Below are 17,388 nucleotides of genomic sequence, written 5' to 3' on the forward strand. Positions count from 1 at the left end.
GGGCAGATGATTCTAACGCAAGGGGCTGAAGAGAGATGATTCTACAACTAATCAACGCGCTTCTCTTTGTCGGGATCACCGGCTGGGCAGTGTACATGTTCGCTACGGTGGTGTATCGACGGTACCTGTATATCCGTCTGGGCAAGCCAGCGAATTTGAAGAAGGATATGAAGGAACGCCTGAGCCAATTCGCCATTCAGGTGTTCGGACAGAGCAAGCTGTTCAAGGACCGCAAGAGCGGTATCATGCACTTTATCGTTTTTTATGGTTTTATCATTTTGCAGTTCGGTGCGCTCGACATTATATGGAAGGGGCTGTCAGGGCACAGCTTGCCGATTCCGGGGCATGGCGGCTTCATCCTCATGCAGGAGATAACGGTGACACTGATCCTGCTGGCAATCGGTTATGCAGCTTACCGGCGTTACGGCGAGAAGCTGAAGCGGCTGAAGCGAGGGTGGAAGCCCAGCATTGTCGTGTTTTTCATCACGGCGCTGATGGCCTCGGTACTGCTGACGATGGCTTTTGAACGGCTTCGGGAAGGACTGGCGTGGTCGGCGATGGCGCCCATCTCATCCAGCATTGCGGCTGTTTTCACCTGGATGCCGCCGGTGGCGGTCACGGTTGGTTATTTCGTGTTCTGGTGGCTCCATCTGCTTATTCTGCTGTCGTTCCTCCTCTATGTACCGCAATCGAAGCATTTTCACCTCATTACGGCACCGATCAACATCCTGGTACGCCGCACGGATCCTCCAGGCAAGCTCAGCAAGCTCGATCTGGAGGATGAAGAGGCCGAGGAATTCGGGGTGGGCAAGATTGAGGACTTTACGCAGAAGCAGATGCTCGATTTCTACGCCTGCGTGGAGTGCGGAAGATGCACTAACGTATGTCCGGCATCGAATACAGGCAAGCTGCTATCGCCGATGCACATGATTGTCAAGCTCAGGGATCATCTGACGGAAAAAGGAGCCGCACTCACCTCCAAATCGGCGTGGATGCCAGCGTCGGTGTTTGGATCGCCTGGTGTTCACTCCATGGCTGCTACGGATCTGGCTCTTGTCGGCTGGAAGGGCGAGGGGATTACTGATATCGGTCCGACGATGGACGTGCAGAAGAGCTCCTGGCATCAAGTCGAGGGGGTAGACCCGAAGGACGTTCAATTGATCGGCGGCGTCATGACGGAGGAAGAGATCTGGGCATGCACCACCTGCCGCAACTGTGAGGATCAATGTCCGGTAGCTAACGAGCATGTCGACAAAATCGTGGATCTCCGGCGCCATCTCGTTCTGATGGAGGGCAGCGTGCCGCAGGAAGGACAGCGCGCGATGCAGAACATCGAGCGTCAGGGCAACCCTTGGGGGATCAGCCGTGCGGATCGCAGCAAGTGGGTGAAGGAGGTTGATCCCGAAGGAACTCTGGAGCTGAAGATTCCTACCGTGAAGGAGAATCCGGATTTTGATGTGCTGTTCTTTGTCGGGTCTATGGGTTCGTATGACAACCGCAGCCGCAAGATTACCCGGGCCTTCGTCCGGCTGATGAACGAAGCAGGCGTCAACTTCGCCATTCTGGGCAACGAGGAGAAGAATTCGGGCGACACGCCGCGCCGCATGGGCAATGAATTTCTGTTCCAGCAGCTGTGCATGGAGAACATCGAGATGTTCCAGAAGTACGATGTGAAACGGATTGTCACAGCTTGTCCGCATACATTCAATATTTTCAAGAACGAATATCCGGAATTTGGTCTCACGGCCGAAGTGATTCACCATACGGAGCTGCTGGATCAGTCTGGTGAAGGAAGGACGTCTTAAGCCACAGTATCAGGTTCAGGAGAAAATCACGTATCATGACTCCTGCTACCTTGGGCGTTATAACGACGTATATGATCAGCCGCGCAATGTACTGCGCGCCATTCCGGGCGTCGAGCTGCTGGAGATGGAGCGCAGCCGGGAGAACGGGATGTGCTGCGGCGCCGGCGGCGGTCAGATGTGGATGGAAGAGGACGCTGGCAAGCGCGTGAATCTGGCGCGTACCGAGCAGGCGCTGTCCGTGTCGCCGACCATGATCAGTTCGGCTTGTCCGTTCTGCCTGACGATGCTGGAGGATGGCACGAAGCTGAAGGAAGTGGAAGAAAGCGTCAAAACGCGAGACATCGCGGAAATCTTGGAATTATCCGTATTTGGTCTATCTGAAATCCATGAACAGGAGGTCGTTGTGCAATGAGTAATACCATTACCAAAGAAGTCGTCAGCGGTTCCGGTGTCGCAGGTCGAAACATAACCAAAGCAGCCGTAATCGGCTCTGGTGTCATGGGGTCGGGTATTGCCGCCCATCTAGCCAATGCAGGAATTCCCTGTCTGCTGCTCGACATCGTTCCGAATTCCTTGACCGCCGAGGAGGAGAAAGCCGGCTTGACGCTGGATCATCCCAAGGTTCGAAGCAGGCTTGCAGCCAAGGCCGTTGCGGCACTGCCTAAATCCAGCACGGCCCCGCTGTACAGCGCCGACTTTGTGAGCCGGATCACGCCGGGGAACACGGAGGATCATCTAAGCCAGTTGAAGGATGCGGACTGGATCATTGAAGTGGTCACGGAGCGTCTGGAAATCAAGAAAAGCATCTTCAAGCAGATCGAAGGTGTGCGTAAAGAAGGGGCCATCGTCAGCACGAACACCTCCGGTATTTCCGTTAATGCCATGGTCGAGGATTGCAGCGAGGAATTCCGAAGTCATTTCCTGGGGACCCATTTCTTCAATCCGCCGCGTCATATGAAGCTTCTGGAGATTATCCCGGGCTTTGACACCGATCCGGATATTACGAAGTTCATGGTTGAATTCTGTACGAAGCGCCTTGGCAAAGGGGTTGTTCTGGCAAAGGATACGCCGAATTTCATCTCGAACCGGATTGGCACCTACGGACTCCTCGTTACGCTCCAGGAGATGGTGAAGAACAGCTACACGGTGGAGGAAGTGGATGCGGCCACGGGTCCGATTCTGGGACGCCCGAAGAGTGCAACCTTCCGTACGCTGGATCTTGTGGGCATCGATACGTTTGTCCATGTGGCGAGAAATGTTTACGACTCAGTGCCGGATGGCGCCGAGAAAGACGTGTTCACGGTACCTGATGTGATGAATGAGCTTGTCACCCGCGGCTGGATCGGAGAGAAGGGCGGCCAGGGTTTCTATAAAAAAGTGAAGGGCGATAAAGGCAGTCAGATCTTATCGCTCAACCTGTCAACGATGGAGTACCACCCGAGCGCCAAAATAAGCTCCGCTTCCATCGAAGCCGCGAAAGCGGTGAAGGGAGCCAAACGGAAGATCAAAGCATTCCTAAGTACGCAGGATCGCTACTCGGAGTTGGCCTGGAATGTATTGAAGCAGGTGCTTGTATATGCTGCCGATAAGCTTGGTGAGATCGCGGATTCCATTCAGGACATCGACAACGCGATGAAATGGGGCTTCAACTGGGAGCTCGGTCCATTCGAGACCTGGGATCTGATCGGACTGCCGGAATCGGTGCAGCGCATGGAAGCAGAAGGACTGACCGTCCCGGCTTGGGTGAAGGATTGGATTGCCGCCGGGAATAAGACCTTCTATCAACAGAAGGACGGCGAGGCGTTCCATTATTTCAAAGGCGAGTACAAAGGGATGGAGGTTCAGCCGGAGCTGATCTCGCTGCAGACTTTAAAGTCGCAAAACCGGATTATTCGCTCAAACACGGGCGCGAACCTGATTGATCTTGGGGATGGTGTAGCGTGTCTTGAATTCACCTCTCCGAATAATGCGATTGGTGCCGATATTCTGGTCATGATTCAGCAGAGCGTCGAAGAGATTCGGGCGAATTACCGCGGGCTCGTGGTCGCAAACGAAGGCCGCAACTTCTGACGTTGGCGCGAACCTGATGCTCATGCTGATGGAAGCGCAGAGCGGTGACTGGGATGAGGTGGATGACATCATCCGTCTGTTCCAGGGCAGCATGATGAAGCTGAAGGGGCTGGAGAAGCCGGTTGTGGCTGCGCCTCACCGGATGACACTCGGCGGCGGCGTGGAAGCGTGCCTGCCGGCCGACCGAATCATCTTCTCGGCGGAGACGTATTTCGGTCTCGTGGAGACAGGGGTGGGTCTCATTCCGGCAGGCGGCGGCTGCAAGGAACTGGCGCTCATGACCAGCAACCGGCATCCGGATGCTGACCATGATCTCCAGCCGGAGATCAACAGGATCTTCGAGATGGTGGCGATGGCGAAGGCATCGACCAGCGGACATGAAGCGATCCGCATGGGTTACGGACGCAGCGGAGATACGGTGGTCATGAATCAGGATTACCGGATCTATGAAGCGAAGCAGGCGGTCCTTGCGATGGACCGGGCAGGCTATGTGCCGCCACAGCCGGGCAAAGCCCGCGTTGTCGGCCGCGACGGCCGTGCCGTGCTTCAGCTGGGTGCCATCGATATGAAGCGAAGCGGCTACATCAGCGATCATGATCTGCTGATCGCGAAGAAGCTGGCTCATATTCTGACGGGCGGTGACGTTCCTGCTGGAACTGTAGTAAGCGAGCAGCACCTGCTCGACCTGGAACGCGAAGCGTTCCTCAGCCTGCTCGGCGAGGCCAAAACCCAGCAGCGCATGCAGCACATGCTGGCAAAGGGCAAGCCGCTGCGTAATTAGGAGTGATGAGAGCTGTTTTGGAGAGAGCTTCTTTACAGTTAAAGATTAGTTATCTTTCGTCAAACGCGATTCGATAAATCAACCGTGCATACAGTGCGTGGGTGGCAGTTATCCGTGCTGTTGAAGTTAGATCATGGCGGCTCTTGAATTAGCTCCACCCGTTACAAATTCATATCATGGCCGATTAGTGTCCAGCAATCATATCCGAATTGGATTCAACCATTTCAAGTTGATGAGGTGAATGGCATGAGAGAAGCAGTCATAGTATCCCTTGCCCGTACTCCGGTAGGGAAAGCAAAGAAAGGAAGTTTCGCCCAGACGCGCGTAGAGGATCTTGGCAAGGCGGTATTGGAAGCCGTCATTGAGCGTGCGCCGGGTCTAAAAAAAGAGGATGTCGAGGACATCATTCTCGGCTGTGCAATGCCGGAGGGTGAGCAGGGTCTCAACGTAGCGCGGATCATCTCGCTGTATGCAGGATATCCGGTGACGGTCCCTGCCCTGACCGTCAATCGCTTCTGCTCCTCGGGACTGCAAGCGATCGCCTTTGCGGCAGAGCGCATTATGCTTGGCCATGCGGAAGTCATCGTGGCAGGCGGCGTCGAGAGCATGAGCCATGTGCCGATGACCGGCTTCAAGCCAGCACCGCATCCGACAATTGTGGAGGAGATGTCTGAGGTATACATCGGCATGGGACACACCGCAGAGGAGGTGGCCCGCCGTTTTGGCATTACCCGCGAAGCGCAGGATGCCTTCGCGGCCAGCAGCCACGCTAAGGCAGCGGCTGCCATCGCTGAAGGGAAGTTCCGGGACGAGATCGTGCCCGTGAACGTATCGCTGGCTGCCGCGGATGAGCAGGGCAAGGTCCGCAGCAGCAACTTCGCCGTGGATACGGATGAAGGGGTGCGGCCGGATACCTCCCCGGAGGTATTGGCAAGGCTCAAGCCGGCCTTTGCCCTCGGCGGTTCCGTTACCGCAGGCAACGCGTCCCAGACTAGCGACGGTGCAGCAGCCGTAGCCGTCATGAGCCGCGAGAAAGCGGAGGAGCTGGGTCTCACGCCGCTGGCTACCTTCAGATCGTTCGCCCTGGCGGGCGTTGAGCCAGAGATAATGGGGGTAGGACCCGTCGAAGCGATCCCGAAAGCGCTGCGCATGGCAGGGATCGAGCTGGATCAAGTGGATGTGTTCGAGATTAACGAAGCGTTCGCTTCGCAATGTCTGCACATCATCCGTGCCTTGGGCATTGACGAGAGCAAGGTCAACGTCAATGGCGGTGCCATTGCGCTCGGTCACCCGCTCGGCTGCACCGGCGCCAAGCTGACCGTCAGCCTCGTCTCCGAGCTCGCCCGCCGCGGCGGCGGTTACGGCGTCGTGAGCATGTGCATCGGCGGCGGTATGGGCGCCGCCGGGGTGTTCGAGGTGCACGCCGCCGGAGCGTAAGGGGACTTGGAGCGTCTCAAACGGGGAGAATTCCCGATGCAAGTCCCAAAAAGGGACTTGGAGGCGCTCAACCGGGGCCAATCCCCGAAATAAGTCCACAAAAGGGACTTATACCTCCTGACCAAGGTGCTGAAGGCAGGGAGGGATAGCCACAGTCTAGTATCGGTGAGATCACCTGAAGAACGAATCAATACCTCAACAGTAGTTGATCCCTTAAAGTAAGTATTCCAGGTTTTCAATCTATCAATTTCTGTCACGTCACTTATCTGGTCATGGTGCCATTGCCCGCTCCGTACACGGACCGGGCATCGCACCACTTACTCCAAACCACAGGCGAATGCAATGATAGCCGCAAGTTGGGGGCTTCCGGCAGAGCGTCAGCCCAGCGGAGAGGGCGGAATTGTACTGGAGAAACGAAGTGGTCGCCTTTGATTTTGGATTTCTACTATTAATAGACCCATTCCGGAAATCCAAAATCAACAGCGATCGGAAGGACAATCCGCACGCGCAGCGACCGGTACTATCACCGGATGTACTTGATCGATCGAATGGTCACATACCAGTACAATCCGCACACGCAGCAACCAGTATTTTTTTCACAGCCATGCATTTAAATAGCATCCCAGCACCACCAAGGCAATCCTTGTTTTTCGCCTAATTCCACATTCCGAAAGGGGAAACCAATCATGAGCGATAACCAAACCAAAGAACCGAAAATCAAAGGCGGCAGCTTTGTCATCGACAATCCCGATGTGCAGCGCATTCTGACACCGGAGGATTTCACGGAGGAGCACCGCATGATCGGTGAGACGGTACGTGACTTTATCGAGGGCGAAGTGGTACCGCATGATGAAGAGCTGGAGAAGCTGAATTATGAAATGACGGTAGACCTGCTTCGCAAAGCCGGTGAGCTGGGTCTGCTGGGGGCGGATGTGCCGGAGCCGTTCGGCGGCATCGGGTTGGATAAGGTCAGCTCCACGATTATTAACGAGAACCTGGACCAAAGGCTCGTCCTTTGCCCTTTCATTCGGTGCTCATGTCGGAATCGGCACGCTGCCGATCGTGTTCTTCGGCACGACCGAGCAGAAACAGAAGTACCTGCCGGATCTCTCAACCGGTACCAAAATCGCAGCTTACTGTTTAACGGAGCCGACCTCCGGCTCAGATGCGCTGGGTGCCAAAACCACGGCACGCCTGTCCGATGACGGAGAGTATTATATTTTGAACGGATCGAAGCTATATATAACTAACGCCGGATTTGCGGATATCTTTATCGTATACGCCAAGATTGACGGAGAGCACTTCACCGCGTTCATTGTCGAGAAGGAGATGGAAGGCTTCACGCTGGGGCCGGAAGAGAAGAAAATGGGCATCAAGGGCTCCTCGACGCGTCCGCTCTTTTTTGAAGACGTGAAGGTACCGAAGGAGAATCTGCTGGGCGAGATTGGAAAAGGACACCGGATTGCCTTTAACATCCTGAACATCGGACGGTACAAATTGGCAGCCGGAACCGTTGGTGCAGCAAAGGAATCCATTGAGCTGAGCGCGAAATATGCTAATACACGCAAACAGTTCGATACGCCAATCTCGCAGTTCCCGCTCATGCGCAAAAAGCTGGCCGAGATGAACATCACCGCCTTTGTGATGGAGAGCATGGTGTACCGTACCGCAGGACTGCTTGACGAAGCGATGCAGGACATCGATTACAACGGAGAGGATGCGGGAATCCACTCGGCTGCAGCGATCTCCGATTATGCGATTGAATGCTCGATCAACAAGGTGTTCTGTTCGGAAGGACTCGATTTTGTGGCAGATGAAGGGGTTCAGATTCACGGGGGCTACGGGTATATACAAGAATATAAAGTGGAACGCATCTATCGCGACTCCCGCATCAACCGCATCTTCGAAGGCACGAACGAGATTAACCGGCTCCTGATTCCGGGCACACTTGTGAAGAAGGCCATGAAAGGCGAAATCGCGCTTCTGCAGAAAGCGCAGAGCCTCCAAGGCGAGCTGCTGCAACTGGTGCCAGGTCAAACCTTTGAGGGCACACTGGAGCAGGAAACGCATTTCCTGGACATGAGCAAGAAGATTTTCCTCCTCGCTGGCGGTTTGGCGGTTCAGAAGTTTGGAACGAAGCTGGAGAAAGAACAGGAGGCCTTGTCCAATCTGGCGGATATGATGATTGATATTTATGCCCTCGAGAGTGCACTGCTCCGTACCCGCAAGCAGATTGCCCGCACGTCGGAGGAAAAAGCAGCCAGCATGATCGAGATGACGCAGGTGTACGCATATGAGGCGTTCCAGCGCATGGAAGCACTCGCAAAAGAGACGCTTGCCTCGGTTGAAACCGGCGATATGCTGCGCATGCAGCTGTCGGTGCTCAAGAAACTGACACGCAGCAATCCGGTTGATACGGTGGCGCTCAAGCGCAGCATCGCAGCACGCGTAGTCAAGAACGAACGGTACACGGTATAAACCGCTACCTCAACAGAGAGAGATTTTTCTTGGAGTAGGAAAGAAGGAGCATTCCTTAGGAAAGGGTTGGTTTTGTATGGATGCAAAGCCTTGGCTGCCGTTTTATCCACCGGAAGTAGCCCCCGCTTTTGATTATCCGAAACAGAATTTGGCTTCATTTCTCGTGACGTCGGCGCAAAAGTTTCCGGATCGACCGGCGATGTATTTTATGGGCAAAACGATCAATTACAAAAGTCTGCTGGAGTCGTCCTACCGTATGGCGAACGCGCTCCGCAGCAAAGGGATCAAGAAGGGTGACCGGGTAGCGATTATGCTGCCCAACTGCCCGCAGGTGGTCATTTCGTATTATGGCGTGCTCCTTGCCGGAGGCGTGGCCGTGATGACCAACCCGCTCTACATGGAGCGGGAAATCGCGCATCAGATGAAGGATTCCGGTACCAAAATCATCATCACCATGGATATGTTTGTGTCCCGGGTCGAGAACGTGATTGAGGAGACGGAGCTGCAGCATCTCATCGTCACATCCGTGGCGGACTATCTGCCGTTCCCCAAGAACCTCCTGTATCCGATCAAGGCCAAGAAGGATGGCCCTCTTCCTGTTGTTCATTACAGCGACCGTGTTCATGCCTTCAAAAAGCTGCTAGCCGCCTCTTCGAATGAACCGATCTGCGAATCCGTGAACGCCGAGAAGGATTTGGCCCTGCTGCAGTACACCGGCGGCACGACCGGTGTCCCGAAAGGCGTGATGCTGACGCATATGAATCTGATCGCCAATACCGTACAGTCGGCGAACTGGTGCTTCCAGGTCGAGGACGGGAAAGAGCGGTATCTGGCGGCACTCCCCTGTTTTCACGTGTTCGGGCTGACGGTGCTGCTGAATCAAGCGATCTACCGGGCAGGCTTGCTGATTCTGGTGCCAAAATTTGAAGTGACCATGATCCTGGACCTCATTAAAAAAATGAAGCCGACACTCTTCCCGGGCGCGCCGACCATGTACATTGCCCTGATCAATCATCCGCGGATCAAGGAATATGATCTGTCTTCGATCAATGCCTGCGTCAGCGGCTCTGCCGGGCTTCCGGTTGAGGTGCAGGATAAATTCGAGGAGCTGACGAAGGGCCGGCTGATCGAAGGGTACGGCCTGACCGAGGCTTCGCCGGTGACCCATGTGAATCCGATCTGGGGAAGACGAAAAATCGGCTCGATCGGCGTTCCGGTTCCGGATACCGATGCCAAGGTGGTCGACCCGGATACGGGCGATGAAATGCCGATCGGCGAACCCGGCGAGCTGATCGTGAAAGGGCCGCAGGTGATGATGGGTTATTGGAATCGGCCCGATGAGACCTTTGAGACGCTTCGCAACGGCTGGCTGTTCACGGGCGATATGGCAACGATGGACGAAGAGGGGTATTTTACGATCATCGACCGCAAGAAGGATATGATTATTGCAAGCGGTTTCAATATTTATCCTCGGGAAATCGAGGAGGTGCTGTATGAGCACCCTTCCGTGAAGGAAGCGGTAGTCGTTGGAACCAAGGACGAATATCGCGGAGAAACGGTAAAAGCGTATATCGTTCTGAAGGACGGGGCTTCCCCGGACCCTTCGGGCCTTGAGAAGTTTTGCCGCAGTCAACTGGCTGCGTACAAGGTGCCGCGTCAGTATGTGTTCCGCGACTCGCTGCCGAAGACGATGGTAGGCAAGGTGCTGCGCCGCAAGCTCCTGGAGGAGGAAGAGGAAGGCAGACCGACAGGCTGATGCATGGAATGGGTCATGTTGGATGCTGTCGAGACGGGCGGATTTAATGGAGAAATCGGTCGGAATTATCCCGGACGCAGACCGTTTGCCGTGCAAGCCTCGATCGGGATGGGAGCGATCGGAATTTCACATCATTACTCCATAAATGGTATGCGGCAGGAATGGAGACCGTATGTAATAATGTCATAAGAAAAAAAGGAGGCGGCCTGATGAATCATACCAATACCAACCCGGACACGAAGGCCGGACAGCCGGAATTCGACCGTGAGGCATACATGGAGGCCATGACCAAAGCGGCAGAGCCCACCTTCTGGGGATATCTCGGCTGCAAGCTTGCGTCTGCCAATTCGGAGGCGGTTGTTGTAACCCTGGATGCACAGCCTCATCATATGAATATGATGGGGATTGTGCATGGAGGCGTGCTCTCCTCATTGATGGATAATGCCATGGGCATTGCGGTCATGCTGGAGCGTCCCGGCGAGTCCACGGTAACTAGCAATCTTAACGTGCATTTTGTCATGCCCGCCAGGGCAGGAATGCTAACCGTAACGGCAAGCATTGTGCACCAGACCCACCGTTCGGTGACAACGGACTGCAAGATTACGAATGAGAAGGGCGATCTTGTCGCGATCAGCACGGGGTCGTTCCGGGTGAAATAAAGCAGCGCAGCTGCTATGGAACCGATGGTCTGTCATCCTTATCCTTTGAAGGAGAAGGAGGCAGGCCGTTTTTTAAGCGGATTATTTTTTAGGGACATGCATTGAAGCATGATAGACGTTTAAATCTCACTAGGAAGCTCTGATAGGGGAAGAAACCGGTCAAGCAGGGAACAGAATGTTCCGGTCCTTGTTAATCCCTGTTATTCTTGTCAAGTCGATAAAGCTGTGGTACAATGAAAATGCTGTTTTTCATGTAGAATCTAGAATGTCTCGTTAAGATAATAAATTCAGATGTTTACATACGTAGGAGGTGGAAGTCATGGTTATATTTTTTGAAGTGTTGCTTGTTATTTTCTCCATCGGGTTGATTACTGTCGTTCTTCTCCAAAAAGGGAAAAGCGCAGGTCTTGCCGGTGCCATCTCCGGCGGTGCGGAACATCTTTTTGGTAAAACGAAGGCTCGCGGTATGGATCTCGTACTGCAGCGCACAACGGTAGGTCTTGCAGCTGGATTTATGATTTTGGCCATCGTTGTTGCTATGTTGAAATAACAAGAATGTTACCCTCGCTTTTTCACTCTTGGAAGAGCGGGGGTTTTTTATTTGCCTAAAAAATGGAAAATTATATCTTTCGTATGGTCCGAAGGATACCGCAGATTAATTTCGTGTATACTAGGGTATGTGTATATGAAGGTAAAGAATGGATAGAGGAACGATGAAATTGCAGGTTCCCCGAGGTGATAATCATGATAACTGAACAAATTTTACTGGACTTTATGCGGGAAACTGCATACAAACCGATGACGTATCAGGAATTGGAACAACATTTCGCGATTGAGGACGCCCATGAATTCAGGGAGTTTCTGAAGCTGCTGAATGAGCTTGAGCAATCCGGAAAAATCATCCTGACGAGCACCCAGCGCTATGGCGTGCCGGAACGGATGTCTTTGCTGCGCGGACGACTGCAGGCCCATGCGAAGGGCTTTGCTTTTCTGATTCCAGACGACCGGGAGCACCCGGATGTGTACATTCATGCCAATGATCTCAAGAGTGCCATGAACGGAGATATCGTCTTAATCAAGATTAGTTCCAAACATAACGACGGCGGCAAAATGGAAGGCGAAGTTGTCCGTATCTTGACGCGCGCTGTGACGCAAGTGGTCGGCGTGTTCCAGAACCATGAAGCTTATGGCTTCGTGCTGCCGGATGACAAACGGATCAACCGGGATATTTTTATTCCGAAGCATGCCATAAACGGTGCTGTTGATGGCGTGAAGGTTGTGGTGAAGCTGGTCAGCTATCCGGAAGGAAGAGCTGCGGCCGAGGGCGAAGTTGTGGAGATTCTGGGTCACAAGGATGATCCGGGTATCGATATTCTGTCCATTATCCGCAAGCACCAGCTGCCGGAAGGCTTTCCGGAGGAAGTGCTGGCCGAGGCGGATGCAGCGCCGGATTCCATTACGGAAGATGAGATTGTACAGCAGGGCCGCCGCGATCTGCGCGGGCTGAACATTGTGACGATTGACGGCGAAGATGCCAAGGATCTCGATGACGCAGTGAATGTAGAACGTTTGCCGAACGGGAACTTCCGTCTGGGCGTTCATATTGCCGATGTCAGCTATTACGTGCGTGAGCGCTCTGAGCTGGATAAGGAAGCCTATAACCGTGGCTGCAGCGTCTATCTGGTGGATCGGGTGATTCCGATGCTTCCACACCGTCTATCCAACGGGATTTGCAGTTTGAATCCGCAGGTGGACCGTCTGACAATGTCCTGCGAAATGGAATTTAACGAGCAGATGAAGGTCGTGAAGCACGACATCTTCACCAGTGTTATTCGCACGAAGGAACGGATGACGTACAATAATGTGCGCAAAATTCTGGTGGATGAGGATCCCGAGCTGATCGAGCGCTACAGTGACCTCGTCGAGGATTTCCGCTTGATGCGCGAGCTGGCGCTGAAGCTACGGAATCGCCGGATGCGCCGTGGCGCGGTGGATTTCGATTTTGTGGAATCCAAGGTTATCGTGGATGAGAACGGCAAAGCCGTGGATATCGTCAAAAGAGAACGCTCCATCGCGGAGCAGATCATTGAAGAATTCATGCTGGCCGCCAACGAAACCGTGGCTGAGCATTTCCACTGGCTCAAGGTGCCGTTCATCTACCGGATCCATGAGGACCCGGATCAGGAGAAGCTGCAGAACTTTATGGCGTTCGCGGCCAATTTCGGGCATCAGGTGAAGGGACGGGGCAACTCGATCCATCCGCGCGCCCTGCAAAACCTGCTGGAGGATATTCAAGGCACGAAGGAGCAGACCGTGCTCAGCACGATGATGCTCCGTTCGATGAAGCAGGCGAAATACGATGCGGAGAGCACGGGCCACTTCGGCCTTGCGGCAGAGTATTATTCCCACTTTACGTCTCCGATCCGGCGTTATCCCGATCTGGTCATTCATCGGGTCATCCGGGAAGTGCTGGAGAGCGGCGGTGCGCTCAATGAGAAGCGCCACGAGCATCTGTCCGGCCGGATGGCTGACATTGCGCAGCAATCCTCGGAACGGGAACGTGTGGCCGTGGATGCCGAGCGGGATACGGAAGCTCTCAAGAAAGCGGAGTTCATGCTGGATAAGGTCGGCGAGGAATTCGAAGGCATTATCAGCAGCGTGACCAGCTTCGGCATGTTCATTGAGCTGGAGAATACGGTTGAAGGCTTGATTCGTCTCAGCGCGATGACTGACGATTATTATCATTTTGATGAGGGCCATATGGCGCTCATCGGGGAGCGGACCTCGAAGGTATACCGTATCGGTGATGATGTGAAGGTTCGTGTGGCGAAGGTGAACATGGACGACCACACCATCGATTTTGAGATGGTGGATATGAAGCCGCGCCGTCAAGGGCGCGGCGAAGGCGACCGCGGCGGCAACGGCGGCCGCGGGTTTGGTGCCCGCGATGGCGCAGCCCGCGGGGGTAAGGGCCGCGGTGGTAAGCGCGGCCCGGGTGAAGGCGGCGCGCCAGGCGGGCGCCGCAATGACAGTGCCGGCGGCCAGGGTGGCCGCGGCGATGGCGCATCCGCCGGGCGCAGCAAGCGCGGCGGCGGTGAAGCTGCTGCCGAGACGGGCGAGCAACAGTCGCAGGCGTCGAACTTCGCCTTTGGCTCTGGCAAAGGCGGTTACACCTCCGCGGGCGGCGGCGCCCTCGGCTTTGACCGCAATGCCCGCAGCTCAGGCGGCGCCGGTGGCAAGAACCGGCGCAAGAAGACGTCGGGCAGCGGCATCTTCATCGGAGCCGGAGCAACACCGGGCGGTGTCAGTGGTGGAGGTAACTCCGGCGGCAATGGCTCTGCTGGAGGCGGCGGTGGCCGCAAGCGGAAGAACAAGGGCGGGAACAGTACAGCCGCTTTTGTCCGCAAGAAGAAAAAGTAAGGTTCCACTTCCCATCTATTGCTGGAGAAGCTTGCCCCGCCTTGCTTTTGGAGGCAGACGTTTGATACAATGGACTTCTGGTGAGATTGCATATTGGCGGTCTGCCGGAAGTCCTTTTTTCATAAACATTGTTGACGACAAGGGGTGAGACCATGGGTAAGAAAAGTGACGGGAAGGTTCTGGCCCAGAACAAAAAAGCTTCCCATGATTACTTCATCGAGGATACCTATGAAGCCGGGATGGTGCTGACCGGAACGGAGATCAAGTCCATACGGAATGGTCGTGTCAATATTGGCGATGCATTCGCCACCATTCGGAATGGCGAGATTCATATCCATAACATGCATATCAGCCCGTTCGAGCAGGGGAACCGTAACAATCCATTGGACCCTACGCGTACACGGAAGCTGCTGCTGCATAAGGAGCAGATCCGCAAGCTGCTGGGATTGTCCAAGCAGGATGGCTACGCGATTGTACCGCTGAAGATCTACATCCGCAACGGTTATGCGAAGTTATTGCTGGGCCTCGGTAAAGGTAAGCGTCAGTATGACAAGCGTGCCGATGCCGCCAAGAAAGATGCACAACGCGATATCCAGCGTGCACTGCGCGAGAAGCAGAAGATTGCAAGGTAACGGAGCAACTTGCCGGATGGCAGCTTTTAGCTGTGTTACCTGCAATGTATATATCATTTTGATGTCAAATGTGATATACTAAGTGATGTAAGAGAGATCAATAAGATCTTTGACAATCAGCATACAGTTGGCGCATTCTTCTTTCTTGGAGGGAAAGAGTCTGCGGCATAGATCGACTGCTATGGCTGAATATTCTTTAATTTAATCCGATAGCCCTTTTTGGCAGGAACGCCAAGGTGCAAAGCACCGGCATTTCTCCAACTTAAGGGGGCGTTTTTGGATTCGACGGGGATAGTTCGGGCATGAGTAGCGGGTAGTGGGGACGCGTCCACTTCATCAACGCTAAAGCCAATTAAACGGCAAACAACAAAACAACTACGCTTTCGCAGCTTAATAACCTGTGAGCGTGCTCTCGCTCTGTATCGCCCATGTACCGGGATGAGGGCTCAACTTTAGTGGGATACGCTGTCTAGTCTCCGCCTGGGGCTAGCTGAAGAAGACAATCAGGCTGACCTGAAGGGAATCCGGTGACAGGGAGTTCCTAGGGTGACATCAAATCTGTCACTACACCCGTAGAAGCTTGTGTTGTCGTTATCTTCGGACAGGGGTTCGACTCCCCTCGCCTCCATACATAAAACCCGCTCATTGAGCGGGTTTTCTTCATTTTATTGATGAAAAGGTAGACAAATGTTAGACAAACAACATAAAGAAACGATTATTAGCCCTCCGAAGTAGACATTTTGTCTAACGGGGGGCTATTGATATGTCTTCTGATTCTGTGTTAACTTACATTCGGGTCAAGGACTCCTCTACGATATAAAACTTGGTTCGACACGTTTGATATTTACGAACATACTTTCTTGTATTAGATTATTGATATCTCATTAGGTACAAAAAGGGGGGAGGGTCAATATGATGAAAGGCATTAGAACAACAAAGAACGGGAAGTACCAAGTTACTTTCGACCATGGGATCGTTAACGGACAGAGACATAAACCTACGAAAGTATTCGATACACTGGATGAAGCAGAAAAAGTTCTCACAGAGTTTAAATACAATAAGCAACGTAACCTGTTAGTGACATCGAGCAAGATGAGTGTGGTTGAACTGTTGGACTATTGGATGAAGAGGTATGTCAAATACAACTGTGAGGAGACGACCAGATACGGGTAAAATAACATTATTTCCAAGCATATTGCTCCCTACTTTAATGACTTGGAATTAAGCAAGCTTCAGCCCATGCATGTTCAGAACTATTATGATTATTTGATGGACAAAAAAGGCTTGTCGCCAAATACAGTTCATAAACATCATGCTTGTATTCGAAAAGCCCTTGATTTTGGGCTGAAACAACAATGGGTATATCGCAATGTTGCTGATGCGGTCGAACTACCTAAAAAGGAACGGTTCGAAGGAAAGTCTTATACCAAAGAACAGTTAAATGAATTGCTACAAAAAGTAAAAGGAACTAAACTCGAAGTACCCGTTTATCTGGCGAGTTATCTTGGACTTCGAAGAGAAGAAATCAGTAGGTTGAAATGGAAATATGTTAATTTAGAACAACGCAATATAAACATCGTTGAAGTCAGAACCTCTGCGGGGAGAAACGTAATTATTAAGGGACCTAAAACAAAGGAGAGCAGACGTACTCTCTATATCACAGATGAACTATTGGAGGTGTTGCTCAGACATCGGGCTAAGCAAGAACACCTTAAAAACATATTAAAGAATGAGTATGAGGATTCCGACTATGTGTATACCAGGGACAACGGTAAGCCATATCGTGTGAATTCGGTGACGGAACAATTCAATAAATTTCTTGAAGACAATAAATTACCGAAAATTAGGCTGCATGATCTAAGACATTCTTTCGCCTCCATTCTATATGCAGAAGGTGTTGATTTAAAAGCGATCTCTGAAATTCTTGGACACTCGGATCTATCAACCACCAATAAGATCTACACTCACCGATTTGATATTGTACATGAGAAAACAGCCATGGCAATGAGCAAAGCTCTGAACGCAAAAAACTCCTGTGTGGTTTAAAGACCACACAGGAGTTTTTCTTATGATGCAATGGTTTGTTCCTTGATCCAGGTATAAAGTGATTCTCTCGGAATACGAATCTGTTTGCCGATTTTAATGTGCGGTATGCCTTCCTTAATCAAATTGTACATGGCATTTCTGCCAATCCGCAGAATTTCTCTTGCCTCGTCAATTGTTAGAAGATCGTGATTTTTCCCCATGGTAGTTCGCCCCTATTCGTTCTAATTGAGATTAGATTGTTTTATGTAATCATTATAAGAAAAGGCAGGGGGGCCTTGGGGAAATTAATGGTTCTATAGTGTTT

Annotated in this window: 10 protein-coding genes, 1 other RNA gene and 3 pseudogenes; 13 read left to right on the forward strand and 1 reads right to left on the reverse strand. The window is 52.8% G+C overall.

What is annotated here, in order from left to right; all coding sequences use genetic code 11:
- The first annotated feature begins 35 nt into the window (after nucleotides 1-35).
- From PVOR_RS03210 to PVOR_RS03260, 13 genes and pseudogenes are all read left to right on the forward strand, one after another.
- Nucleotides 36-2,217: pseudogene (locus PVOR_RS03210) on the forward strand (heterodisulfide reductase-related iron-sulfur binding cluster).
- Nucleotides 2,214-4,656, forward strand: a pseudogene (locus PVOR_RS03215) (3-hydroxyacyl-CoA dehydrogenase NAD-binding domain-containing protein). The pseudogenes PVOR_RS03210 and PVOR_RS03215 overlap by 4 nt, the downstream one beginning before the upstream one ends.
- A gap of 246 nt (nucleotides 4,657-4,902) precedes the next feature.
- Nucleotides 4,903-6,093: an acetyl-CoA C-acyltransferase gene (locus PVOR_RS03220; RefSeq protein ID WP_006207639.1), complete on the forward strand. Its 1,191-nt coding sequence runs from the start codon at nucleotides 4,903-4,905 to the stop codon at nucleotides 6,091-6,093.
- A gap of 686 nt (nucleotides 6,094-6,779) precedes the next feature.
- Nucleotides 6,780-8,571 (forward strand): annotated as a pseudogene (locus tag PVOR_RS03225) (acyl-CoA dehydrogenase family protein).
- Nucleotides 8,572-8,647: 76 nt separating this feature from the next.
- On the forward strand, nucleotides 8,648-10,327 hold the full coding sequence (locus tag PVOR_RS03230) for a long-chain-fatty-acid--CoA ligase (protein ID WP_006207640.1): 1,680 nt from the start codon (nucleotides 8,648-8,650) through the stop codon (nucleotides 10,325-10,327).
- Between the two features lie 3 nt (nucleotides 10,328-10,330).
- Nucleotides 10,331-10,516 carry a hypothetical protein gene (locus PVOR_RS03235; RefSeq protein WP_006207641.1) on the forward strand — a complete coding sequence of 62 codons (186 nt, stop codon included), beginning with the start codon at nucleotides 10,331-10,333 and terminating at the stop codon, nucleotides 10,514-10,516.
- 20 nt (nucleotides 10,517-10,536) lie between these two features.
- On the forward strand, nucleotides 10,537-10,986 hold the full coding sequence (locus PVOR_RS03240; RefSeq protein ID WP_006207642.1) for a PaaI family thioesterase: 450 nt from the start codon (nucleotides 10,537-10,539) through the stop codon (nucleotides 10,984-10,986).
- 319 nt (nucleotides 10,987-11,305) lie between these two features.
- On the forward strand, nucleotides 11,306-11,536 hold the full coding sequence (gene secG, locus PVOR_RS03245; protein ID WP_006207643.1) for a preprotein translocase subunit SecG: 231 nt from the start codon (nucleotides 11,306-11,308) through the stop codon (nucleotides 11,534-11,536).
- 194 nt (nucleotides 11,537-11,730) lie between these two features.
- Nucleotides 11,731-14,406: a ribonuclease R gene (rnr, locus tag PVOR_RS03250; protein ID WP_006207644.1), complete on the forward strand. Its 2,676-nt coding sequence runs from the start codon at nucleotides 11,731-11,733 to the stop codon at nucleotides 14,404-14,406.
- A 152-nt stretch (nucleotides 14,407-14,558) separates the two neighbouring features.
- Nucleotides 14,559-15,038, forward strand: a complete 480-nt coding sequence (smpB, locus tag PVOR_RS03255; RefSeq protein WP_006207645.1) for an SsrA-binding protein SmpB — start codon at nucleotides 14,559-14,561, stop codon at nucleotides 15,036-15,038.
- Between the two features lie 266 nt (nucleotides 15,039-15,304).
- Nucleotides 15,305-15,669, forward strand: a transfer-messenger RNA (tmRNA) gene (gene ssrA / locus PVOR_RS29480).
- A 281-nt stretch (nucleotides 15,670-15,950) separates the two neighbouring features.
- Complete coding sequence (locus PVOR_RS31285; RefSeq protein WP_234972758.1) at nucleotides 15,951-16,211, forward strand: hypothetical protein; 261 nt, start codon at nucleotides 15,951-15,953, stop codon at nucleotides 16,209-16,211.
- Nucleotides 16,212-16,220: 9 nt separating this feature from the next.
- Entirely contained in the window at nucleotides 16,221-17,084 is an 864-nt protein-coding gene (locus PVOR_RS03260) for a site-specific integrase (RefSeq protein WP_268741777.1), read from the forward strand.
- Nucleotides 17,085-17,104: 20 nt separating this feature from the next.
- Here PVOR_RS03260 and PVOR_RS03265 read toward each other — a convergent pair whose 3' ends face one another.
- Nucleotides 17,105-17,284, reverse strand: a complete 180-nt coding sequence (locus PVOR_RS03265; protein ID WP_006207648.1) for a helix-turn-helix domain-containing protein — start codon at nucleotides 17,282-17,284, stop codon at nucleotides 17,105-17,107.
- Nucleotides 17,285-17,388 lie beyond the last annotated feature (104 nt).

Source organism: Paenibacillus vortex V453 (assembly GCF_000193415.1).
In the GTDB taxonomy this organism is placed as follows: Bacteria; Bacillota; Bacilli; order Paenibacillales; family Paenibacillaceae; genus Paenibacillus_AQ; species Paenibacillus_AQ glucanolyticus.